The sequence below is a fragment of the Microvirgula curvata genome (genome assembly GCF_054781615.1).
Genome location: NZ_BAAGUB010000004.1, coordinates 208,354 through 230,882, shown reverse-complemented (window position 1 = coordinate 230,882; position 22,529 = coordinate 208,354). Strand labels below are relative to the sequence as shown.

Here is a 22,529-nt window from a genome sequence, read left to right as displayed (position 1 = left end):
CCGATCAAAGCGGCATCTCATTCAAGCAGAACATTATGACCATTCTGGTTACGGGCGGTGCCGGATTTATCGGTGGGAACTTTGTGCTCGACTGGCTGGCACAAAGCGACGAGCTGGTGGTCAATCTTGACAAGCTCACCTATGCCGGCAACCTGGATACGCTGCGCAGCCTGCACGGTGATTCGCGGCACCAGTTTGTGCACGGCGATATTGGCGACCGGACGCTGGTCAGCCAGTTGCTGGATACACATCGTCCACGGGCCGTGATCCATTTCGCCGCCGAAAGCCATGTCGATCGCTCGATCCATGGCCCGGCGGACTTTGTCGACACCAATATTGTCGGCACCTTTTCCCTGCTTGAGGCGGCGCGCGCGTACTGGCAGACGCTGGACGAGGCCGGGCGGTCGGCATTCCGCTTCCTGCATGTTTCCACCGATGAAGTCTTCGGCACGCTGTCGGCAGACGACGCTCCCTTCACCGAAGACGATGCCTGTGCGCCAAACAGCCCGTATGCAGCCAGCAAGGCCGCGTCCGACCACCTGGTGCGGGCCTGGTTCCATACCTATGGTCTGCCGGTGCTGACCACCCATTGCAGCAACAACTACGGGCCGTACCATTTCCCGGAAAAGCTGATCCCGCTGGTGATCCTGAATGCACTGGCCGGAAAACCGCTTCCCGTCTACGGTGATGGCCTGCAGGTGCGCGACTGGCTGTACGTGGGCGACCACTGTGTCGCGATCCGCCGGGTGCTGGACGCCGGGCGACCCGGCGACACGTACAACATCGGTGGCTGGAACGAAAAGCCGAATATCGACGTGGTCCGCACCCTGTGCCGAATGCTCGACACATTGCGACCGCGTGCCGATGGCAATAGTTATGCCAGCCAGATTCACTACGTGACCGACCGGCCGGGCCACGATCGCCGCTATGCGATCGACGCGCGCAAGCTGGAGCGCGAACTGGGCTGGAAACCGGCGGAAACGTTCGATACCGGCATCCGGAAAACGGTCGAGTGGTATCTGGCCAATCCGGACTGGGTAAACAATGTCACCAGTGGCGCCTACCGCGACTGGGTAGACCTGCACTATGGAAGCCAGGCATGACCCGCATATTGATTACTGGCGCCAATGGCCAGGTCGGATTTGAATCGCAACGCGCGCTGGCATTGCTGGGCGATATCGTCGCCTGTCATCGCGCGCAGATGGATCTGTCCGATCCGGCCTCCGTCGAGGCGGCGCTCGATCGCTTCCGGCCCGGCATCATTGTCAATCCGGCCGCTTATACGGCGGTCGATCAGGCAGAAACCGAACCGGCCGCCGCGGCCGCCATCAATGCCGAGGCGCCGGCACGGCTGGCCGCCTGGGCGGCGCGACATGATGCGTTGCTGGTTCATTACTCGACCGACTATGTGTTCGACGGTCGCAAGGCAGGTGCCTACGTCGAAGACGATGCGGCCCAGCCGCAGTCGGTGTACGGACAGACCAAGTGGGACGGGGAGCAGGCGATCCGCAACAGCGGCGCCCGGCACCTGATCCTGCGCACCAGCTGGGTGGTCAGCGCGCATGGCAACAACTTCCTCAAGACGGTGCTGGCGCTGGCGCAACAACGGCAAACGCTGAGCATCGTTGCCGATCAGGTCGGGGCGCCAACCTCGGCGGCGCTGGTGGCCGATGCGACCGCGCATCTGCTTGCCCGCTACCTGCAGTCGCCGCAGGCCTTCCCGTACGGCACCTACCACCTGACTGCACGCGGCGAGACCAGCTGGTATGACTATGCGCGGCATGTGGTAGGCCTCGCCGAACAGGCCGGGTTGCGGCTGGCGCTGACCACAGATGCCATTCAGCCGATCCCGAGCAGCGACTATCCGCTGCCGGCACCGCGTCCGGCCAATTCCAGGCTGGATTGCGAACGGCTGGAACGGACCTTCGGCCTGCTGATGCCGCACTGGCAGGCTGGTGTCGACCATGTATTTTCGCAGTTGAACGATTGAGCAGAATTCCCATGGCACGAAAAGGCATCATCCTCGCCGGGGGATCCGGCACCCGCCTGTATCCGGCGACACTGGCGGTCAGCAAGCAACTGCTGCCGATCTATGACAAGCCGATGATCTACTATCCGCTGGCCACGCTGATGCTGGCCGGCATTCGTGACATCCTGATCATCTCCACCCCGCAGGACACGCCACGTTTCGCGCAACTGCTGGGTGATGGTCACGGCTGGGGACTCAACCTGCAGTACGCGGTCCAGGCCAGCCCGGACGGGCTGGCACAGGCCTTTCTGATCGGCGAGGACTTTCTGGCCGGTCAGCCGTCGGCCCTGGTGCTTGGGGACAATATCTTTTATGGCCATGACTTTGGCAGCCTGCTCGGTGCCGCTGATCGCAAGACCGATGGCGCCAGCGTATTTGCCTACCGGGTTCAGGATCCGGGGCGGTACGGGGTGGTCGAGTTTGACGAAGCCGGGCGGGTGCTCAGTCTCGAAGAAAAGCCGGCACAGCCGAAATCGAACTATGCCGTGACCGGACTGTATTTCTACGACAAGCAGGTGGTGGAGATTGCCCGTTCGATCCGGCCGTCGGCACGGGGCGAACTCGAGATTACCGATATCAACAAGGTCTACCTGTCACGCGGCATGCTCGATGTACAGACCATGCGTCGCGGCTATGCCTGGCTGGATACCGGCACCCACGAGTCGATGCTGGAGGCGAGCCAGTTCATTGCCACCATCGAAACCCGACAGGGCCTGAAGGTGTCCTGCCCGGAAGAGATAGCCTACCGGCTGGGCTATATTGACGCGGCACAACTGGAGCGGCTGGCCACACCCTTGCTCAAGAATACTTATGGGCAGTATCTGCTCAACCTGCTGAAGCAGCCGGTGTTCTGAGTGCGGCTGATCGACACCCCCCTGCCCGGGCTCGCCCTGCTGGAACCGACCGTGTTTCATGACGAGCGCGGCACTTTCCATGAAAGCTACCGGCAGTCGGCATTCGATGCCGTGATCGGCCGGGAGGTGACCTTCGTCCAGGACAATCAGGTCAGCTCGGTCGAAGGCGTGCTGCGCGGCCTGCATGAGCAACTGGCTCCGCGTGCGCAGGGCAAGCTGGTGCGGGTCGTGCAGGGCGAAGTGTTCGATGTGTCCGTCGACCTGCGCGAATCGTCGCCGACCTTTCTGCAGTGGGCCGGCGTCACGCTGTCGGCGGCGAACCGGCGGCAGTTGTGGATTCCCGAAGGATTCGCCCACGGCTATCTGGTGCTGTCCGCCGGGGCCGAGGTGCTGTACAAGACCACGGACACCTGGTGCCCGGCACTGGAACGGACCATTGCCTGGAACGATCCGCGCATCGGCATCCGCTGGCCACTGGCTCGCGAACCCATCCTGTCGGAAAAGGACCGGCTGGCGCTGCCCTTCGACCCGCGCTGACGGCAGTGCCTCGCGCGAGGAAATGTGACGGTATCTGACAGCAGCTGACAATACATACGCATACCAAGTGAAACGCTTGCCGCACTGACGCGGAAAGGGTTCGGGACGACACTACATCCATGGCGCAACACATTGAACAGCGCCTTGCCCCCGACCGATTTGGAGAAATGAAATGAACAAGCTGCTGACCACCCTCGTTGCTGCCCTGTTTGCAGGTTCCACCGCCATCGCCATGGCTGCTGCCCCGGCCGCTCCGGCTGCTGATGCCGCTGCCGCTCCGGCCGCCAAGACCACGCAAACGACCCAGACGCACAAGAAGGCTGCACACAAGAAAGTGGCTGCCAAGAAGACCCCGGCCAAAAAGGCTGCGGTGAAGAAGGCTCCGGCCAAGGCTGAACAGGAAGCCCAGGCTGACACCACCACCAAGCATGCTGCCAAGCACAAGAAGGCCGCTGCTCATCACAACAAGAAGAGCAGCCACAAGAAGGCCGCCGCCAAGCCGGCTGCTGCACCGGCCGCGACTCCGGCGCAGTAATCAAGCAGGTCTACGGGAAGTAGCCTGGACAATAAAGGGACCGAAAGGTCCCTTTTCTTGTGTCGGTCCCTGCCACGAAGAACGGACGAGCGAAGCGAGGTTTCCCCGCGGCGGCGGGGACGGAAGAGGCAGGATTCAATCAGGCAGACTGCCGTGCTCACGGCAGACTCTGTCAGTCGGGCGTGTACCGACGCCACCGCGACCGTCGGTGCCCAACTTCATGAGCAGTCCGGGGACCGAAAGGTCCCTTTTCTTGCGTCTGTCGAACCCGTTCCGGGCCGGTCATGGCGCCGGGCGCAGGCCGCTCATGCAGAAACGGGCACCGCCAAGCGGCGACTCGAGGGCGGACAGCTTGCCGTGATGCAGTTCGACCGCAGCACGTGCCAGTGCCAGCCCGAGGCCGGTGCCGCCGCTTTCACGGTTGCGTGCCGCGTCCAGGCGGACAAACGGCTCGAAGATCCGCTCGCGCGCGTCTTCCGGAATGCCGGGCCCGTCGTCATCGACGGTCAGTGTCAGACTGTCGTCTTCCTCGATCCGGGCTGCGATGTCGATGCGGGACCGGGCATGGCGAGCGGCATTGCCCAGCAGATTGCGGATGGCCAGCCCGAACTGGACCGGGTCTAGGGTGGCGGTCAGGGTCGTGTCGACCTGACAGTGGATCTCCAGCGCCGGGTAGGCGCGGGCAACCGGCGTGATCTGCTCGGCCAGCCAGTGGGCCAGCGATAGCGGCTGGCTGCGCAGTTCGACCTGGCCACCGGCCATCCGTACCCAGCCGAGGCTGTCGCTGATCAGGCGATCCAGCTCTTCCAGATCGGCATCGATGCCGGCGCGGCGCTGCGCGCGTGCCTGCGGGTCCGGTGCCGTGTCGTGCAGGGCCAGGCCGAAACGCAGCCTGGCCAGCGGGGTCTTCAATTCGTGGGCCAGCGCATGGGCCATGACCTGGCGGCTGGCCAGCAGCGCATCGAGCCGGCTCGCCATGCTGTTCAGCGTGGTGACCATCGGCTGGAACAGCCGTGACTCGGCCGGTGGCGCGCGGGTGGCCAACTGGCCCTCGCCGAGACGCTCGGCGGTATCGAGCAGCATGATCAGGTCGCGCCACTGCGGCTTGAGCCACGCATACAGGCCGATGCCGAAGCCCAGTGCGACCAGCAGCGTCACCACCAGCTCCAGCTGATGCTGGGTATTGAGCAGCAGATCGCGGCTTTTGGTTGCCAGCGCGTCGATCGGGCCGATGACCAGGGTATGGGTCGGTCCGAGCCGGGCGTAGACCAGATCGCCATTCGACGACAGCCACATGTCGGCATGGGCGGGCGCGTCGAGCAGAGCAACCGAGTACGGGCCGGTCGCATTGAAATAGCGGGTCAGCGAGCTCCATTCATCGGCCCGGGTACGGGCGTAGTCGGAGCGCATCAGCTGGATCACGTCGGCGGTACGCCCCAGCGCGTCTTCGCGGACATCCTCGTCAAGCTGGGTGTCGAGCAGCCAGCCGGCCAGGGTCACCAGCAGCGCCAGCGTGCAGGCCAGAATGATGTAGTAGCGGAAGAACAGCCAGAACAGTCCGCGCTTCTGCAGGCCGCGCCGGTTCAAGCGCTGTCTCCGGGCCGGAACAGATAGCCCTGGCTGCGGACCGTCTTGATGCGGTCGAGGTCGCCGCGTTCATCGAGTTTCTTGCGCAGGCGGGACACGCGGGCATCCAGCGAGCGGTCTTCGCCGTCGAAACCGAGATCGCGCAGCGACTCGAGCAGCGATTCGCGCCCGATGACTTCGCCGGCCCGGCTGGCCAGCAGCCACAGCAGATCGAACTCGGCCGTGCTGAGCGGCAGCGGCGCGCCTGCCAGCAGCACCTGGCGACTGCGACGGTTGCATTCCAGTTCGCCGAAACGCAGCACATCACAGCCGGCGGGGGCGGGGTCCGCCGCCACCGCCGGGGGGGAAACCCGGCGCAGCAGCATGCGGACGCGGGCCAGCAGCAGCCGTGGATCGACTGGCTTGGTCAGGTAGTCGTCGGCACCGAGTTCGAGACCAAGGATCTGGTCGATGGGATCGTCGCGCGCGGTCAGCATCAGGATGGCGCCGGTATAGCGTTCGCGAACCGAGCGACAGACGGCAAAACCGTCCATGCCCGGCAACATCAGATCGAGGATGACCAGATCCGGCGGCGTGGCATGAATGGTGGCGGCCGCGAGGTCGCCACGGGGTTCGATATCGACGAGAAAGCCGTTCTGGCGCAGATAGTCGGCAATCAGGCCGGCCAGCGCCGCATCGTCTTCCACCAGCAACAGTTTTGTGGGCATGGTCGGGGGCAGGAAAATGCGTCAGCGCACACCTTACTCCAAGCGGCGTGTCTGCCAAGAGGGGGAAGGGGCATTTGCTGCCGTTTGCGGGCTGATCGGACAATTTTATTGACGAAAATGCGACAGACGGTCGTGTTCATTTTCGCACTGATCCCGCCGTTGCCGGCATCGTTTCCCGTATCGGCAGCGGGTCGGGGGCGGCGCCCGGGCCGCCGGCGCGGGCGGGATGCCCGGACGGCGCCGGCGGCGGGAGAAACAGAAAATGGCAAAGCTGAAAAAACCGGCGATATTAAATGTCATGACCGGCCGACATGCGGCAATGAATCCACCCGTGCCCGCCAGAACCGGCGCCCGACCGGCATGAATGGCGAAAGCGGTCGGCCTGGTCGTCATGTTGGATAAGGAAAATTATTGATTCGTTTATGAATATTTGTGGCGGCGCAAATGTTGCGGCCCGGAAAATCCCGGCTTGAAATCAGGTCGGCAAGCGTGCCAAATGGCACAGTCAGGCGCGTCAGACGCCACAAATCACAACCCGTGGGGACAAACACATGAAATCCATCAAGGACACGCTGCTGTGGGGCGGCGTGGGATTGCTGGGCGCCTGGGCGCTCGGCGTGGTGGCACTTAATCGCGGCGAATCGGTCAATGCCATCTGGCTGATCGTGGCCGCCGTGTCGTGCTACTTCATCGCCTACCGCTTCTACAGCCGCTTCATCGCCAGCAAGGTGCTGGAACTCGATCCGCGCCGGCTGACGCCGGCCGAACGTCACAATGACGGCCTCGATTACGTACCGACCAACAAATGGGTGCTGTTCGGCCACCACTTCGCCGCCATTGCCGGCGCCGGCCCGCTGGTCGGCCCGGTGCTGGCCGCGCAGATGGGTTATCTGCCGGGCACGCTGTGGATCATCGTCGGCGTGATCCTGGCCGGTGCGGTACAGGACTTCCTGATCCTGTTCCTGTCTGCCCGCCGCGATGCCAAGTCGCTGGGCGAGATCATCAAGATGGAACTCGGCCCGGTCGCCGGCGTGGTGGCCTCGGTCGGCATCCTGATGATCATGGTCATCCTGCTCGCCGTGCTGGCGCTGGTGGTGGTCAAGGCGCTGGTCGGCAGCCCGTGGGGCACGTTCACCATTGCAATGACCATCCCGATCGCACTGCTGATGGGGGTGTACATGCGCTACATCCGCCCGGGGCGCATCGGCGAGATCTCGGTGGTCGGCTTTATCCTGCTGATGCTGGCCATCGTCTATGGTGGTGACGTGGCCAGGAGCGAAACGCTGGCGCCGCTGTTCACCCTGAGCGGTACGCAGCTGGCCTGGGCACTGATGGCCTACGGCTTCATTGCCTCGGTGCTGCCGGTGTGGCTGCTGCTGGCACCGCGCGACTACCTGTCGACCTTCCTGAAGATCGGCACCATCTGCGGGCTGGCCATCGGCATCCTGATCGTGGCGCCGGACATGCAGATGCCGGCGGTCACCAAGTTCATCGACGGCACCGGCCCGGTCTTTGCCGGCAGCCTGTTCCCGTTCCTGTTCATCACCATCGCCTGCGGGGCGGTGTCGGGCTTCCACTCGCTGGTCAGCTCCGGTACCACGCCGAAGATGCTGGAGAATGAAACCCATGCCCGCATGATCGGCTACGGTGCCATGCTGATGGAGTCGTTCGTCGCCATCATGGCGCTGATCGCCGCCTGCGTGCTCGATCCGGGCGTCTACTTCGCCATGAACGCCCCGGCTGCCGTGATCGGCAAGACCGCTGCCGAAGCGGCCCAGGTCATCTCCGGCTGGGGCTTTGTGCTGACACCGGACATGCTGACGCAAATGGCGGCGGACGTCGGTGAAACCACCATCCTGTCGCGCGCCGGCGGCGCCCCGACGCTGGCGGTCGGCATGGCGCACATCCTGCACCAGGTCATCGGCGGCAAGACGATGATGGCGTTCTGGTACCACTTCGCCATCCTGTTCGAAGCGCTGTTCATCCTGACCACCGTCGATGCCGGTACCCGCGTGTGCCGCTTCATGATCCAGGATCTGCTCGGCACCTTCATCAAGCCGCTGGGCAACACCGAGTCGTGGACCGCCAACCTGGTGGCGACCGGGCTGTCGGTCGGCTTCTGGGGCTACTTCCTGTATCAGGGCGTGGTCGATCCGCTGGGCGGCATCAACACGCTGTGGCCGTTGTTCGGCATCGCCAACCAGATGCTGGCCGGTATCGCGCTGATCCTCGCCACCGTCGTGCTGGTGAAGATGAAGAAGGGTCGGTACGTATGGGTGCCGGTCGTACCTGCAGTCTGGGTGCTGATCTCGACCCTGTACGCCGGCTGGCTGAAACTGTTCGACGACAACGTCAAGGTCAGCTTCCTGGCCCATGCCCGCAAGTTCAGCGGCGCCCTGGCCAATGGCGAAGTGCTGGCGCCGGCCAAGACGGCGGCGGAGATGCAGCAGATCATCTTCAACGACTACGTGGATGCGGCGCTGTGCGCCGGCTTCATGGCGGTGGTGGTGATGATGCTGGTGTTCGGATTCCGGGCTATCCTGAAGGCACGTGCACAGGCGCATCCGACCATGCACGAAACCCCGGTCCAGTATCGCAAGGAGGCAACAGGCACCCATGCTGCTTAACGTGAAGCTCGTGGCGCGCCGTCTGGCGCAGACGGCGCGCCTGATGGTGGGGGTGCCGGATTACGACACCTATGTCGCGCACATGCGCGACCACCACCCGGACCTTCCGGCGATGAGCCGGGCGGCATTCCACCGCGCGGCCATCGAGGCGCGCTATCCGGGCAAGAGCGGCAAGCTCAGCAAGTGTCCCTGCTGATTGCCGATCCGGAATGACAATGGCCGCAGCGTTTGCTGCGGCCATTGTCGTTGCGCATCAGGACACGGCTTCGGGGCCGGGCCGACGCCGGTGTGCCAGCACGAACATCAGGTAGCCGATGGCGAGGAAGCCGCTCATGCCCAGCGCCAGCGCCAGCGGCGAGAACCACAGCAGCGGGGCTACGATCCCGGCCACGGCAGCCGAGAACAGGGTCTGGACGAAGCCCTGCACGCTGGATGCCGTGCCGCGTGCGCCCGGGAACAGGTCGAGCACGAACAGCGTGACCGATGGCGCGGCGATCGACATGCCGGTGGTGTACAGCGCCAGCGGCAGCACGCTCCATGGCAGCGACGGTGCGAAAAACAGGCTGTTGGCCAGATTGGCGGCCGCCGCGATGGCCATCAGGACATAGGCGAGGTGGATCGATTCACGGGCGGAGTAGCGTCCGGCCCGGTGTCCGGACAGCCAGGCGCCAAACATGATGCCGGAGACCGCCGGACCGAACAGCCACAGAAAATCGGTCGGTCCGAGCCCGAGATGGCGGATCAGGAATACCGGGGCCGCCGGAATGTAGAGAAAGAAACCGGCGAAGTTGAACGACAGCGCCAGTGCCAGGAAGCGGAACTGTCGGTTGCAGGCAATGTGCCAGTAATTTTTCGCCAGGGCACGCGGCGCCAGCGTGGAGCGCTGTTCCCGGGCATGCGTTTCCGGCAACCGCCAGGCGCAGACGGAAAACAGCATGAAACCGACCAGCGCCATGAAGGCAAAAATCGAGCGCCAGCCGAAAGCGCCGTACAGCCAGCCGCCAATGACCGGCGCAATCGCCGGCGACAGCGAGAACAGCATGGTGACCTGCGACATCAGCTTCTGGGCGGCCGGCCCGTCGAAGGTATCGCGGATGATGGCCCGGCCGACGATCAGGCCGGCGCCGCCACACAGGCCCTGCAGCGCACGGAACAGCAGCAGCTGGCCGAGGGTCTGCGCCAGCAGACAGCCGATCGAGGCGATGGCGAACAGCAGCGTGGCGCCGAGGATGACCGGGCGGCGGCCGATGGCATCGGACAGCGCGCCGTGCCACAGCATCATGGCGCCGTAGCACAGCAGGTAGATCGACAGCGCCTGCTGGATCTCGATCGGGCTGGCATCGAGCGCGTGGCCGATCGTCGCCATGGCTGGCAGGAAGGTATCGATCGAAAACGGGCCGAGTGTGGCCAGCGCGGCCAGGATCAGCGCCAGACCGGGGGCGGAGGGGGTACGTGACATGCGGCGGTCCGGGGGAGGCAAACCCGCCGATGGTAGGGGCCCCGCCCCGATCCGGCAAGCCGTGGTGCCGGCTAGAACGAGGAACCGGGCTCGGTCAGGAACTGGGCTTCCTCCAGGGTGCTGTCGCGCCCCAGGACTTCGTTGCGATGCGGGAAGCGGCCAAAACGCACGATGATGTCGCGGTGGCGACGGGCCCAGTCGACACTGCTCGCCAGCGAGGGCTCGTCGCGTGCCAGTGCAGTAAACAGCGCAATGGCGCGGTTCTGGTGGTCGATGTTTTCGGCATGCTCGAACGGCAGATAGGCGAACTGGCGTTCGATCGGCGCCAGCAGCAGGTGGTCACCGCTGTCGACCAGCCGGATTGCCAGACGGCGGGCCTGCTCGTCGCCGGCATAGGCACGGGCGCTGTCGCGGAACGCGTTGCGCGTCAGCTGGTCAAGTACCAGCAGATGGGCGAGCGTGCCGCGTGGCGAATCGTTCCAGTGGTCCAGTTCCCCGTTCAGGGCGCTGTCGAGAATGTCCCGGTAGCGTGCGCGGATCAGGGCATCGAATGCCGGATCCCGGGTGAACCAGGTGATGCGGGGCAGGCCGTAGTCGGGGTCGTCCGGTCGGCCGAACCAGAAGTCGAGAATGCTGTGGGGGGAGCTTGGAGTCGCCATGGCAGAAACCTGATTTATCTCAAAGTTGATTGCCCGGGATGAGTGTCATCGGCCAGAATGATCCTGTCGTCATCACCTGGAAACCCTGACCAGCCATGCCCGAGGTCGTCATATATCACAATCCGCGTTGCTCGAAATCACGCGAGGCACTGCGCCTGCTGCAGGAGGCCGGCGTGACGCCGCGGGTCGTCGATTATCAGAAAACACCGCTCGACGAAGCGGAAATCAGCCGGCTGATCGACCTGCTCGGCCTGCCGCCGCGCGAACTGATGCGCAGCAACGAAGCGGAATACCGCGATCTGTATCTGGATGACATCACCCTGGATCGCCATCACCTGGTCGCCGCACTGGTCGAATATCCCCGGCTGCTGCAGCGCCCGATCGTCGTCGTCGGCAACCATGCGCTGATTGCCCGGCCGCCGGAAAAGGTCTGCGAACTGCTGGCGCATCTGCAGTCCGGCTGACGGGCATCCGGCCTTAGCGGGTCAGCGTGATCTGGTGGTCGCCGCTGCTGAGAATCAGCGTGCGGTCGCCCTGCCGGGTCACGGTCGGCTTGCTGTCCAGAAAGGCGAACAGCTCGGCTTCCGCCTTCATCAGGTCCGGCGAGCACATCATCTTGGTCGCTGCCAGCGGGCCCGTCACCAGGCGGCCATCCTCGACTTTTGCCGTGCCGGTGAAGCGGTTGCAGCCGGCGCGGCCGGACAGGCGGCCGTCCTCGACCAGCAGGGTGATGCCGGTCGCGCTTTTCCATTCGCCCTGTGCAATGCCGGCGTTGGCAGCGGTGCCGGTGCTGGCGCAGGCGGACAGGACAACAGCGGCCAGCGTGGCCGCGATCGGTGCGAATTTCATACTGGACTCCCTTTGATACGGAACAGGAAACACCGCGCCGATCCGCAAGGATGGGTCGCGGCGTCTTTTTTACCGTAGCACGAAGCCGTGCCCGAAGGGCAGGCCCCGTCCGCGGGCCGGCGTGGCGCGGCCCGGTCGGGAGGTGGGGGTTACAGCCAGAAGTCCGTGCGCTGGCGGTGCCGTTCCAGCACGTGCTGGAAGGCCGCTGGGTCCTTGGCGTAGGTCAGTTCGCCTGCGGCAGGCAGGTGCAGGTCGTACAGCCGCGATACCCAGAAGCGAATGGCTGCCGCACGCAGCATCAGCGGCCAGGCCTCGATTTCCGCCTGCTGCAGCGGGCGCACCGCGCGGTAGGCGTCGATAAACGCCCGGGCGCGCTCGTTGTCGATGTCGCCGTCCGCCAGCATGGCCCAGTCGTTGACCGCGATGGCCAGGTCATACAGCAGCAGGTCGTTGCAGGCGTAGTAGAAATCGATAAAGCCGGAAATCTGCTCGCCATCGAACAGCACGTTGTCGCGGAACAGGTCGGCGTGGATGATGCCGCGCGGCAGGTACGCATAGCGATGGCTGTTCTGCAGATGCAGCTCGTCGCGCAGCAGCGCGGCGTCGGCGGGAGCCATGAACGGGTAGACGGCCGCCGCGGTCACGCTCCACCAGTGCGGGCCGCGCGGGTTCGGCATCGACATCGGGAAGGTGTCGCCGGCGATATGCATGCTGGCGAGCATGGCACCGACCTGAGCGCACTGTGCCGGCGTCGGGGCGCTGACATCGGTGCCGGGCAGGCAATGGACCAGACAGGCCGGCTTGCCGGCCAGCATGCTGGCGAACTGGTCGGTACGGTCGGCTACCGGCCCGGCCACCGCCACGCCGTGGCGCGACAGGTGGTGGGTCAGGTTCAGGTAGAACGGCAACTCGTCCAGCTGCAACGCCTCGAACAGGGTCAGCACGTAGCGGCCCTGCGTCGTGGTGACGAAGTAGTTGGTGTTGGTGACGCCGGCGGCGATGCCTTTCAGCGCGACCAGCCGGCCGATGTCGTAGCGGGCGAGCCACGGCTCGAGCGCCTCCGGGGTCACGGTGGTGTAAACGGACATGTCGGCGATCAGAAAGTGAACAGGACCCAGTGCGGGATCTTCAGCTTGCCGCGACCGGTCACGTCGTACGGCGTCAGCTCGCCGTCGCCCTTCTGGTCGACCAGGTAGTACGGCGGACCGACCTTCGGTGTCACCTTGACCGCATACAGCTTGCCGTTGACGCGGTATTCCTCGATCTTCTTGTCGCCTTCCTGACGGATGGTGACGTCCGGCTCGGCGTCGCTGCCGTCGTCAACGCCGATCTGCGGCGGCGGCGGTGCGTTGGGAGCGGGCTTGCCGGCGTCGGCAGCGAGGGCCGGAGCCGCAGCGAGGGCCGCGAGCAGGGCGGCGAGGGCGGTGGAGTTGCGCATTGGCGGTTCCTGAAAAAGTTAGAGGTTGAGCATGCGCTCGCGTTCTTCCGGCGATGCCGAGAAGCCCCGCGTTTCGTAGTGCTCGAAAATGGCGTTCACCACTTCTGCCGGGTCGTCGGTCAGCGTGATCAGTGCCAGGTCGCCGGGATTGATCATGCCGCGTCCGACCAGCTGGTCGGCAAACCAGTCGACCAGCCCGCGCCAGAACGACGTATCGACCAGAATGATGGGAATGCGGCGACTCTTGCCTGTCTGCACCAGCGTCAGCGACTCGAACAGCTCGTCGAGCGTGCCGAAGCCGCCCGGCATCACCACGTAGGCGCACGCATGCTTGACGAACATGACCTTGCGCGAAAAGAAGTGATTGAATTTTAGGCTGATGTCCTGATACTCGTTGCCCTTTTGCTCGTGCGGCAGCACGATGTTCAGTCCGATCGACGGCCCCTTGCCCTGGAACGCGCCCTTGTTGGCGGCCTCCATGATGCCGGGACCCCCGCCGGATATCACGCCGAAGCCCGCGTCCGACAGACGCCGGGCAATGTCCTCCGTCAGCTTATAATCCGCATGATCGCGCGCAGTCCGCGCGCTGCCGAAAATACTTACGGCAGGTTCAATACCCTGCAGTTCCTCGGCGGATTCGACGAATTCCGCCATGATTTTCAGTACATGCCATGCCTCGCGCGAGCGAAATTTTTGCATTACCGCGTAACGATTGCTCGCCGCCGGGATCTTGTCTGACAAGCTCATCCGAAAATACCTTATGAAAACCCTGCTTCTGATCGACGGCTCTTCCTACCTGTACCGCGCGTTTCATGCGATGCCCGATCTGCGCTCGCCCACAGGCGAACCGACCGGCGCGGTCTACGGCATGATAAACATGCTGAGACGACTGGAGCGTGAAGTCGCAGCCGATTATAGCGCGTGCATATTCGACGCCAAGGGCAGGACTTTCCGCGACGACCTGTATCCCGAGTACAAGGCGAACCGGCCGTCGATGCCGACCGAGCTGGCGGCACAGATCGCACCGGTGCACCAGGCGGTACGCGCGCTGGGCTGGCCGCTGGTGGTCAAGGACGGCGTCGAGGCCGACGACGTGATCGGCACGCTGGCCGGCCAGGCCGCCGCCGACGGCTTCCGCGTGGTGATCTCGACCGGCGACAAGGATATCGCCCAGCTGGTGGGGCCCGGTGTGACGCTGGTCAACACCATGACCGACGAGTGGCTCGACGAAGCCGGCGTGCTGGCCAAGTTCGGCGTGCCGCCAGCGCGGATCATCGACTTCCTGACCCTGACCGGCGACAAGGTCGACAACGTGCCCGGTGTCGACAAGTGCGGGCCGAAGACGGCGGTGAAATGGCTGGAACAGTTCGGCGACCTCGACACGCTGATGGCGCGCGCGGACGAAGTCGGCGGCAAGGTCGGCGAAAACCTGCGCGATGCCCTGCCGCGCCTGCCGCTGTCGCGCGCACTGGTCACCATCAAGACCGACGTCGAACTTGATGACGCGATGCCGCATGGCCTCGACTCGCTGGCGCGCCTGCCGGTCGATCGCGCGGCAATGACCGTACTGTGCAAGGACCTGGGCTTCCGCACCTGGCTGAAGGAATACGGCGGCGACAGCGCGCCGGTGGCCAGTGTCAGTGCCGATGCGACGCCGGCCGCCGAGCCGGCCGCGATCGTGGTCGACGATGCACTGTCGCAGCCGACCGACGAGGCCCGCTACGAAATGGTGACCAGCGACGAACGGCTCGATGTCTGGCTGGCCACACTGGACGCGGCCGACGTGGTGTCGTTCGATACCGAGACCGACAGCCTCGACCCGATGCATGCCCGCATCGTCGGCGTCAGCGTCGCCGTCACCCCCGGCATCGCCGCCTACATTCCGCTCGCGCACACCGCGCCGGGCGTCGCCGACCAGCTCGACCGCGAGCATGTGCTCGGCCGGCTGAAGCCGTGGCTGGAAAACCCGGAACGGAAGAAACTGGGCCAGAATCTCAATTTCGACCGCCACGTGCTGGCCAACCACGGCATTGCGCTGGCCGGCGTCGCCGACGACACCATGCTGATGAGCTATGTGCTCGCCAGCCATGAAAAGCACAATATGGACGCCATGGCCGAGCGCGAACTCGGCGTAAAGACGGTCAAGTACGAGGACATCTGCGGCAAGGGTGCCAAGCAGATCGGCTTCTACGAAGTCGATCTCGAGACGGCGACCCGTTATGCGGCCGAAGATGCCGACATCACGCTGCGGCTGGCGCGCGTGCTGGCGGCGAAACTCGACGGCAAGCGCGCCGATGTGTACCGCAAGATCGAACTGCCGACTGCCGACGTGCTGTTCGTCATGGAACGCAACGGCGTACTGATCGATCGTGCGGTGCTGGCACGGCAGAGCCAGCAGCTCGGCACGGAAATGCTGGAGATCGAGCGCGAGGTGTACGCGCTGGCGGAGCAGCCGTTCAATCTGAATTCGCCGAAGCAGCTGGGCGACATCCTGTTCAACAAGCTCGGCATCGACGCCAAGGCCCACGGCGTGAAGAAAACCACCACCGGCGCCTGGAGCACCGACGAATCGGTACTGGAAAAACTGGCGCTCGACTACCCGCTGCCGAAAGCGCTGCTGCGCTATCGCGCGCTGGCCAAGCTGAAGTCGACCTATACCGACAAGCTGCCGGGCATGATCAATCCGGATACCGGCCGCGTGCACACCCACTATGCGCAGGCCGCCGTGGTGACCGGTCGTCTGAGCTCCAGCGATCCGAACCTGCAGAACATCCCGGTTCGCACCGAAGAAGGCCGCCGCGTGCGCGAGGCCTTTGTCGCCGATGCCGGCAACCTGATCGTGTCGGCCGACTACTCGCAGATCGAACTGCGCATCATGGCGCACCTGTCCGGCGACGAAGGCCTGGTGCAGGCCTTCCGCGACGGCCGCGACATCCACCGCGCGACGGCGGCCGAAGTGTTTGGCGTGGCGCCGGACGCGGTCAGCGCCGAACAGCGCCGCTATGCAAAAACCATCAACTTCGGCCTGATCTACGGCATGAGCGCCTTTGGCCTGGCCGCCAGCCTGGAAATCGACCGCAGCGCCGCGCAATCGTTTATCGAGCGTTATTTTGCCCGCTACCCGGGCGTGGCGGCCTATATGGAACGCACGCGGCAGACGGCGCGAGAACAGGGCTGGGTGGAAACGGTGTTCGGCCGCCGGCTGTACCTGCCGGAAATCCGCTCGTCGAACCCCGGCCGCCGTCAGGGCGCCGAGCGCGCGGCGATCAATGCGCCGATGCAGGGCACCGCGGCGGACCTGATCAAGCTGGCGATGATCAATGTGCAGAACTGGCTGCGGACGGAAAAACTGTCCAGCCGGCTGATCATGCAGGTACACGATGAACTGGTGCTGGAAGTGCCGGCCGCCGAGCTGGAACTGATCCGCACCGAACTGCCGCGGCGCATGGCCGCCGCCGCCGAACTGGCCGTTCCGCTGGTCGCCGAAGTCGGCAGCGGTCCGAACTGGGAAGCGGCGCACTGAGCCGGCCGCAACGGCACGGGGTCACCGTCAATGGCGCAAGTCCGGGCAGGACTGCGCCATTTTTTTGCCCCATGCCGGGCGATGGTCAGAAATGGAAGAAACGGCTTACCCAGTATTCGCTGGCCGTCTTTTTTTAATCCTCCGCCCGCCCGCGCCCTGCCATCAGCCGGGCGTACACCGGGCGGCACACCGCTATCCGTGCGCACCGGAAAGCAGTTACATCCAGCGCCGCCAGCGGTACAGCGCATAGACGACGAGACAGATCGCCCAGCAGAACCACAGCGTCCACAGATTGTGGCTGAGGAAATGCGCGCCGCGAACCATCTGGATACCGCTCATCAGTCCGCCCATCAGCAGCGCGAACAGCGTCAGCGGCAGTACCCAGCGTGGCCGCCAGCCGCGTGCGGCGAACGGCAGCGCCAGCAGTGCGAACCCGGCTGACGCGTGGCCGCCGGGGAAGCACTGACCGGCACTCTGGCCGGCCGGCAGCGAGGCAAACAGCGGCAAGTGGATCGCCGTGCCGCCGAACTGGACCAGATCCCACGGGCAATGGTGAACGCTGCCCTGTTTCAGTACCGAGATGGCCAGCGTACACGCCGCCATGCTGAGCAGTACGTAGCCGGCGCGCGTGCGCAGTTCGGGCGAGGTACGCGGCCAGACGATGACCGCCAGGGTGGCGACCCCGATGGCGATGACGAAATTGCGCAGGCCGACATGGCCGATCTCGCGCATCCAGAATGTGTCCTTCAGCGGAAAGCCGCGCTCGGCCGGCGAATACGACAGTGATGCCAGCCAGAAGTCGAGTCGGGCATCCTGCCACAGCCAGAACAGCCCGGCGGCCATCAGCGTCAGTGCCAGCAGGTGGAGACGCCAGAACGCCGTGTCGCGTTGTCGATGGCTGGAAAAGGTAATGTTGGAAATGGGCATGGCAGTCGTCAGGGAGTCGGCGAGCGGGTCAGGCGCTGATTTTTGCATGCCGGAGGGGTTGATAGCCAAATTTGTGCGGCAGAGATTGACCGTGCCACGGGTGTTGTCGTCGCTCAGCCCGTCGTTTCGGCTGCAGATGCCTGCAGTTGCCGGCCAAACTCGGCCAGTGACAGGTCGAGCTGGTGACCGACCGGCACCATCAGCCGGCTGAGTCCGCGTGCGACCTCATCCTCTCCGGCCCGGGTGTCGAGCACGAAGCGGCGGAACAGGTCGTCAAGGCGGATATCTTCCGGCCGGCGCAGCAGCGCCCAGCGATCGCGCTCGCCGCGCTGCACATAGCCGGCCAGGGTCAACTCGTCCAGTACCAGCCCGATTTCGTCATAGCCGGTATCGATGACCCGGCGCAGCTCCGGCTGGGTCAGCGCGCGGCCTTCGCGCTGGGCATCGGCCAGGCACAACAGGGCTTCGACCGCATCGCGGAACTGGCGTTGCGCTTCGAACTCGCGTCGCCAGGCTGCACCGCGCCAGTAGCTGAGCGCCGCGGTCGTTTCGGCGCCGAGCAGCACGATCAGCCACAGCAGCTGCAGCCACAGCAGCATGATCGGGAAGGTCGCGAACGCGCCATAGACGAACTGGTAGGACTTGAAGCCGGACAGGTACAGCGCGAACAGCCATTTGGCCATGCCGAGCACCAGCGAGGTACAGAACGCGCCGGTCAGCGCCTGCGACAGCGGCACGTGGCGGTTCGGCACCAGTCCGTACAGCACGGTCAGCATCAGCGTGGACAGCAGCAGGGTGCCGCCGTCCTGGATCAGGCTGGCGAACCACGGCAGGCGATGACCGAGACCGCTTTCGCGCAGCAGCCAGGCCGAGCCGGAAATGCCGACCCCGAGCAGGATCGGGCCGAGCGTCAGCACGGTCCAGTAGACCAGCATGTTCTGCATCAGCGGCCGTCTTTTCCTGACCCGCCAGATACTGTTGAACGTGCTGTCGATGGTGAACATCAGCGACAGTGCCGTCACACCGAGCGCGCCGATGCCGACGGCGGTGAGCTTGCCGGCGTTGTCGGTGAACTGCTTCAGGTAGACGGTGATGACCTTGCCGGCGAAGTCGGGCACCAGATTGGTCAGCAGAAAGGTCTTGAACGCGGCGGAAATGTCGTCGAACACCGGAAACGCCGAGACGACGATCAGTGCGATGGTGAACAGCGGTACCAGCGACAGCAGCGTGGTGAATGTCAGGCTGGCGGCGACCTGGATGCTGCGGTTGTGCATGGCACGGCGCCAGATGAAGGCGGCGAAACTGACGGGGGGTTCGAGGCGGGCGGGTAGGGCGGGCATGGCGGGCTGGCTATCCGGGGCAATGGCAGGATTATGGCAGCTTATCGACAGCCGGTGCGCCGTGCCTGCCAATCGCCGCGGCCGGGGCGCTCGCGTACCATGCGGCCGACTGCAAGGAGAAAGCCTGATGATCGAAATTCTGGTGTTGTACTACAGCCGTCATGGCGCGACGCGGGAGCTGGCGCGTCAGATCGCGCGCGGGATCGAGCGGGTACCGGGCTGCCGGGCGCGGCTGCGCACCGTGCCGGCGGTGTCGGCGCTGTGCGAGGCCACCGCGCCGACCGTGCCCGACGAGGGCGCGCCATATGTGGAGCAGGCCGATCTGCGCGCCTGCCACGGACTGGCGCTGGGCAGTCCGACCCGCTTCGGCAACATGGCGTCGGCGATGAAATACTTCTGGGATGGCACCACGCCGGAATGGCTGTCTGGTGCGCTGGCCGGCAAGCCGGCGGCGGTGTTCACCAGCACCGGCAGCCTGCATGGCGGGCAGGAATCGACGCTGCTGTCGATGATGCTGCCGCTGATGCATCACGGCATGCTGCTGGTCGGCATTCCGTATACCGAGCCGGCGCTGAGCACCACCACCGGTGGCGGTTCGCCGTACGGGGCCAGCCACTGGGCTGGCGTCGAGGGTCAGCACCCGCTGGCCGAGGCCGAGCGCACGCTGGCGCAGGCACTGGGCGCGCGGCTGGCAGCGGTGGCGAAAAAACTGGCCGTCGACTGAGCGTCAGGCCTGTGCCGCGTCGACCAGGGTCGGCTTCAGCAGGCGGATCACGTCGGCCGGCGCCAGACAGACCTGATAACCGCGCTTGCCGCCATTGATGAAGATCTTCGGCAGCCCGGCGATGCTCGCTTCCATGTACACCGGCATCGGATGGCGGGTGCCGAACGGGCTGGTGCCGCCGACCAGGTAGCCGGAGTGCTTGTTGGCGGTTTCCGGCGTGCACGGTTCGATGTGCTTGACGCCGGCCTGGCGGGCCAGGCTGCGGGTCGAGACTTCGCGGTCGCCGTGCATCAGCACGATCAGCGGCTTCCGGTTCTCGTCCTGCATGATCAGCGTCTTGATCACGCAGTGCTCGTCGACGCCGAGTGAGGCGGCGGCAACGGCGCTGCCGCCGTGCTCCTCATAGTCGTACAGATGGTCGGTCCATTCGACCCCGGCCGCGCGCAAGGCGCGGATCGCCTGGGTAACGGGAAATTTCTGGCTCATATCGTCTTCGAAAAACGGGTAACTGCGGTACGCAGCGCGGATATTCGCGCTGTGCCGCGTCGAAAAAACGGGATTTCCGGGCGATTGTAGAACGTTGTCGCCGTTCGTGCTCCGTTTGCGGTCAAATCCAGGTCTGGCGGGGTTTTCCGGGGCTTCCTGCGCGGCTTTTCATGGTGAAAACGGTCCGGAAAGTGCGGTAAGGAATTGTTTTTCTGCGTAACCAAGTGTTATAAACGGGGCTGCGGCATCCCCCGCGGCGCGTAACGCCGCACTCAGTTCTGCAGTCAGACGACTGTCAAATGCGCCACCTGGCGCACCTCAATTCAGGTCCGGTCCACCCGGACACCGTGTTTACAAGGCAGCTCTTTACGGGCGTGTTTCTGCCCGCGTTTCGCCATCCGGCGGGAGCGGCAAAGCACCACCCTGGTTGTCGCGATCATTACAGCATTCGCGCAGGACGTCCGGTCCCCGCGAGTCGCCAAGGAGGACGCAGATGTACAAAAGAGCGTTTATCAAGCGCATATCCCTCGGGCTTCTGGTCACGGCCGCCCTGCTGGCCGCACTGGTCTGGGGCATCGGCCCGGACGTGCTGCGGGACTACCGGGAAGACCTCGTCTACCTGGGACGCCAGCACCTGTATCTGGTCGGCGTGTCGATGCTGGCCGCACTGGCCATCGGCCTGCCCAGCGGCATTCTGCTCAGCCGGGCGGCAATGCGCCGCCATGCCGAGAAGTGGATGCAGCTTTTCAATATCGGCAACACCCTGCCGCCGCTGGCGGTGCTGGCGCTGGCCATGGTGCTGATCGGCATCGGTGACCGGCCGGCCATCGTCGCACTGTGCCTGGCGTCGCTGCTGCCCATCGTCCGCAATACCTACGCCGGCCTGGCCGGCCTGCCGCCGGCGATGCTGGAAGCGGCTGACGCCCTCGGCATGACGCCGCAGCAGCGGCTGCTCAGGGTCGAACTGCCGAATGCGCTGCCGATGATCCTGTCCGGCGTGCGCGTGGCACTGGCGATCAATGTCGGTACCGCACCGCTGGCCTTCCTGATCGGCGCCAGCAGCTTCGGCGAGCTGATTTTCCCCGGCATCTACCTGAACAACCAGACCGCGTTGTTCATCGGTGCCGCCGCGACCGCACTGGTCGCGCTGTTCCTGGATTTCATCGTCGCCAGCTTCGGCCGGCTGATGACGCCGGGCCAGGCGAACTGATTCCGCCATCCCCCCGTGGCCGGCGGTGACGCCGCCGGCACCGCCATGCCCGCCGCTCCGTGCGACCGGCCGGCTGGCCCCACTTCAAGGAGGACCGTCATGACGACATTCCCGTCGCTTTGTTCCACATTCCGGCGCCATGCCGGGCGGCTGCTGGCCGCCGCCATGCTGGCCATTGCCGGTACCCAGGCCGTCGCGGCCGGGCTGGTGATCGGCAGCAAGAACTTTACCGAGCAGCAACTGCTGTCCGAACTGACGGCGCAGTACCTGGAGCACAAGGGCTTCCAGGTCAGCCAGAAGGGCGATCTGGCCACCGTGATCATGCGCGGGGCACTGGAAAGCCGGCAGCTCGACCTGGTGTGGGACTACACCGGCACCGCACTCATCGTTTACAACAAGATCAACGAGCGCATGACGCCGGAGCAGGCATACGACACGGTCAGACGCCTCGATGCCGACAAGGGCCTGACCTGGCTGAACGCATCGGCGCTGAACAATACCTATGCGTTCGCAATGCAGCGCCAGCGCGCCGAACGCGAGGGGATTCGCACCCTGTCCGATCTGGTGGCAAAAATGAACGCCGTCGCCCTGGCCGATCCGTCCGCGGCCTGGCATCTGGGACTGGACATGGAGTTCGCCGGCCGGCCGGACGGGCTCAAGCCGCTGCAGGCGCTGTACAAGTTGCCGCTGACCCGCCCGCAGATCCGGCAGATGGACCCGGGACTGGTCTATACCGCCATCCGCGACGGCTTCGTGCCGGCCGGACTGGTCTACACCACCGACGGCCGGGTCAAGGGCTTCGACATGGTGGTGCTCGAAGACGATCTCGGCTTCTTCCCCAGCTACGCGGCGACACCGGTCGTGCGTGCCGAGGTGCTGGCGCAGCATCCGGGACTGGCCGACGCGCTGAACACCCTGTCCGCCGCGCTCGACAACGAGGCGATGTCGACCATGAACGCCCGCGTCGACATCGAACACCTGCCGGTGCGGACCGTGGCTGCCGATTTCCTGCGCCAGCGCGGACTGATCTGAGGAGGC

The 22,529-nt window shown here is 65.0% G+C and carries 23 protein-coding genes; 12 read left to right on the top strand and 11 right to left on the bottom strand.

The features are described 5' to 3' along the window. The first annotated feature begins 35 nt into the window (after nt 1–35). The 5 genes from rfbB (at nt 36) to ACYVG8_RS03195 (ending at nt 3,955) form a co-directional block, all read left to right on the top strand. Nucleotides 36–1,103, top strand: a complete 1,068-nt coding sequence (rfbB, locus tag ACYVG8_RS03215; RefSeq protein ID WP_028499285.1) for a dTDP-glucose 4,6-dehydratase — start codon at nt 36–38, stop codon at nt 1,101–1,103. Beyond that, the gene (gene rfbD, locus ACYVG8_RS03210; RefSeq protein WP_460745011.1) at nt 1,100–1,990 is read left to right on the top strand and encodes a dTDP-4-dehydrorhamnose reductase; all 891 of its coding nucleotides are present in this window, start codon (nt 1,100–1,102) and stop codon (nt 1,988–1,990) included. Before rfbB ends, rfbD begins: the two co-directional genes overlap by 4 nt. Nucleotides 1,991–2,001: 11 nt before the next feature. Then, on the top strand, nt 2,002–2,883 hold the full coding sequence (gene rfbA / locus ACYVG8_RS03205) for a glucose-1-phosphate thymidylyltransferase RfbA (protein WP_028499287.1): 882 nt from the start codon (nt 2,002–2,004) through the stop codon (nt 2,881–2,883). Then, nucleotides 2,884–3,420: a dTDP-4-dehydrorhamnose 3,5-epimerase gene (gene rfbC / locus ACYVG8_RS03200; protein WP_460745010.1), complete on the top strand. Its 537-nt coding sequence runs from the start codon at nt 2,884–2,886 to the stop codon at nt 3,418–3,420. Between the two features lie 172 nt (nt 3,421–3,592). Continuing rightward, a complete protein-coding gene (locus tag ACYVG8_RS03195; RefSeq protein ID WP_028499289.1) occupies nt 3,593–3,955 on the top strand; it encodes a hypothetical protein in 363 nt (120 codons plus the stop codon). A gap of 282 nt (nt 3,956–4,237) precedes the next feature. Here ACYVG8_RS03195 and ACYVG8_RS03190 read toward each other — a convergent pair whose 3' ends face one another. Together ACYVG8_RS03190 and ACYVG8_RS03185 are read right to left on the bottom strand one after the other, a co-directional pair. Continuing rightward, on the bottom strand, nt 4,238–5,542 hold the full coding sequence (locus ACYVG8_RS03190) for an ATP-binding protein (protein ID WP_460745009.1): 1,305 nt from the start codon (nt 5,540–5,542) through the stop codon (nt 4,238–4,240). After that, entirely contained in the window at nt 5,539–6,249 is a 711-nt protein-coding gene (locus ACYVG8_RS03185) for a response regulator (protein ID WP_028499290.1), read from the bottom strand. The genes ACYVG8_RS03190 and ACYVG8_RS03185 overlap by 4 nt, the downstream gene beginning before the upstream one ends. A 551-nt stretch (nt 6,250–6,800) precedes the next feature. Here ACYVG8_RS03185 and ACYVG8_RS03180 point away from each other — a divergent pair. Both ACYVG8_RS03180 and ACYVG8_RS03175 read left to right on the top strand, forming a co-directional pair. Next, on the top strand, nt 6,801–8,876 hold the full coding sequence (locus ACYVG8_RS03180) for a carbon starvation CstA family protein (protein ID WP_460745008.1): 2,076 nt from the start codon (nt 6,801–6,803) through the stop codon (nt 8,874–8,876). Then, on the top strand, nt 8,866–9,072 hold the full coding sequence (locus ACYVG8_RS03175; protein ID WP_051528854.1) for a YbdD/YjiX family protein: 207 nt from the start codon (nt 8,866–8,868) through the stop codon (nt 9,070–9,072). The genes ACYVG8_RS03180 and ACYVG8_RS03175 overlap by 11 nt, the downstream gene beginning before the upstream one ends. Before the next feature lie 57 nt (nt 9,073–9,129). On the opposite strand, the gene ACYVG8_RS03170 is transcribed toward ACYVG8_RS03175, so the two are convergent. Together ACYVG8_RS03170 and ACYVG8_RS03165 are read right to left on the bottom strand one after the other, a co-directional pair. Further along, nucleotides 9,130–10,335 carry a multidrug effflux MFS transporter gene (locus tag ACYVG8_RS03170; protein ID WP_028499293.1) on the bottom strand — a complete coding sequence of 402 codons (1,206 nt, stop codon included), beginning with the start codon at nt 10,333–10,335 and terminating at the stop codon, nt 9,130–9,132. Between the two features lie 71 nt (nt 10,336–10,406). Further along, entirely contained in the window at nt 10,407–10,994 is a 588-nt protein-coding gene (locus tag ACYVG8_RS03165) for a DUF924 family protein (RefSeq protein WP_028499294.1), read from the bottom strand. 95 nt (nt 10,995–11,089) lie between these two features. Here ACYVG8_RS03165 and arsC point away from each other — a divergent pair, with 95 nt between their 5' ends. Beyond that, nucleotides 11,090–11,458, top strand: coding sequence for an arsenate reductase (glutaredoxin) (arsC, locus tag ACYVG8_RS03160; RefSeq protein ID WP_028499295.1), 369 nt, complete (start codon nt 11,090–11,092; stop codon nt 11,456–11,458). Between the two features lie 13 nt (nt 11,459–11,471). Here the strand turns inward: arsC and ACYVG8_RS03155 are convergent, their stop codons facing one another. The 4 genes from ACYVG8_RS03155 to ACYVG8_RS03140 all read right to left on the bottom strand — a co-directional run bounded on the left by ACYVG8_RS03155 (nt 11,472) and on the right by ACYVG8_RS03140 (nt 14,028). Further along, the gene (locus ACYVG8_RS03155) at nt 11,472–11,843 is read right to left on the bottom strand and encodes an META domain-containing protein (RefSeq protein WP_051528855.1); all 372 of its coding nucleotides are present in this window, start codon (nt 11,841–11,843) and stop codon (nt 11,472–11,474) included. Between the two features lie 149 nt (nt 11,844–11,992). Continuing rightward, nucleotides 11,993–12,931 (bottom strand): homoserine kinase, encoded by a 939-nt coding sequence (locus tag ACYVG8_RS03150; protein ID WP_028499296.1) that lies wholly within the window; start codon nt 12,929–12,931, stop codon nt 11,993–11,995. Nucleotides 12,932–12,939: 8 nt separating this feature from the next. After that, nucleotides 12,940–13,281, bottom strand: coding sequence for a DUF2782 domain-containing protein (locus ACYVG8_RS03145; RefSeq protein WP_028499297.1), 342 nt, complete (start codon nt 13,279–13,281; stop codon nt 12,940–12,942). An 18-nt stretch (nt 13,282–13,299) separates the two neighbouring features. Further along, a complete protein-coding gene (locus tag ACYVG8_RS03140; protein WP_028499298.1) occupies nt 13,300–14,028 on the bottom strand; it encodes an LOG family protein in 729 nt (242 codons plus the stop codon). Between the two features lie 13 nt (nt 14,029–14,041). Here ACYVG8_RS03140 and polA point away from each other — a divergent pair, with 13 nt between their 5' ends. Beyond that, a complete protein-coding gene (polA, locus tag ACYVG8_RS03135) occupies nt 14,042–16,804 on the top strand; it encodes a DNA polymerase I (protein ID WP_315386080.1) in 2,763 nt (920 codons plus the stop codon). A 216-nt stretch (nt 16,805–17,020) separates the two neighbouring features. On the opposite strand, the gene ACYVG8_RS03130 is transcribed toward polA, so the two are convergent. Both ACYVG8_RS03130 and ACYVG8_RS03125 read right to left on the bottom strand, forming a co-directional pair. Then, nucleotides 17,021–17,731, bottom strand: a complete 711-nt coding sequence (locus ACYVG8_RS03130) for a phosphatase PAP2 family protein (RefSeq protein ID WP_051528856.1) — start codon at nt 17,729–17,731, stop codon at nt 17,021–17,023. Between the two features lie 113 nt (nt 17,732–17,844). After that, nucleotides 17,845–19,071, bottom strand: coding sequence for a YihY family inner membrane protein (locus ACYVG8_RS03125; RefSeq protein ID WP_107889155.1), 1,227 nt, complete (start codon nt 19,069–19,071; stop codon nt 17,845–17,847). Nucleotides 19,072–19,198: 127 nt separating this feature from the next. Between ACYVG8_RS03125 and wrbA the strand changes: the two genes are divergently transcribed. Next, nucleotides 19,199–19,795: an NAD(P)H:quinone oxidoreductase gene (gene wrbA / locus ACYVG8_RS03120; protein ID WP_051528857.1), complete on the top strand. Its 597-nt coding sequence runs from the start codon at nt 19,199–19,201 to the stop codon at nt 19,793–19,795. Between the two features lie 3 nt (nt 19,796–19,798). On the opposite strand, the gene ybaK is transcribed toward wrbA, so the two are convergent. Beyond that, nucleotides 19,799–20,281, bottom strand: coding sequence for a Cys-tRNA(Pro) deacylase (gene ybaK, locus ACYVG8_RS03115; RefSeq protein ID WP_028499302.1), 483 nt, complete (start codon nt 20,279–20,281; stop codon nt 19,799–19,801). Nucleotides 20,282–20,774: 493 nt separating this feature from the next. On the opposite strand from ybaK, the gene ACYVG8_RS03110 reads away from it, so the two are divergent. Continuing rightward, nucleotides 20,775–21,491, top strand: coding sequence for an ABC transporter permease (locus tag ACYVG8_RS03110; protein WP_107889157.1), 717 nt, complete (start codon nt 20,775–20,777; stop codon nt 21,489–21,491). 99 nt (nt 21,492–21,590) lie between these two features. Next, entirely contained in the window at nt 21,591–22,523 is a 933-nt protein-coding gene (locus ACYVG8_RS03105; RefSeq protein ID WP_051528858.1) for a glycine betaine ABC transporter substrate-binding protein, read from the top strand. Nucleotides 22,524–22,529 lie beyond the last annotated feature (6 nt).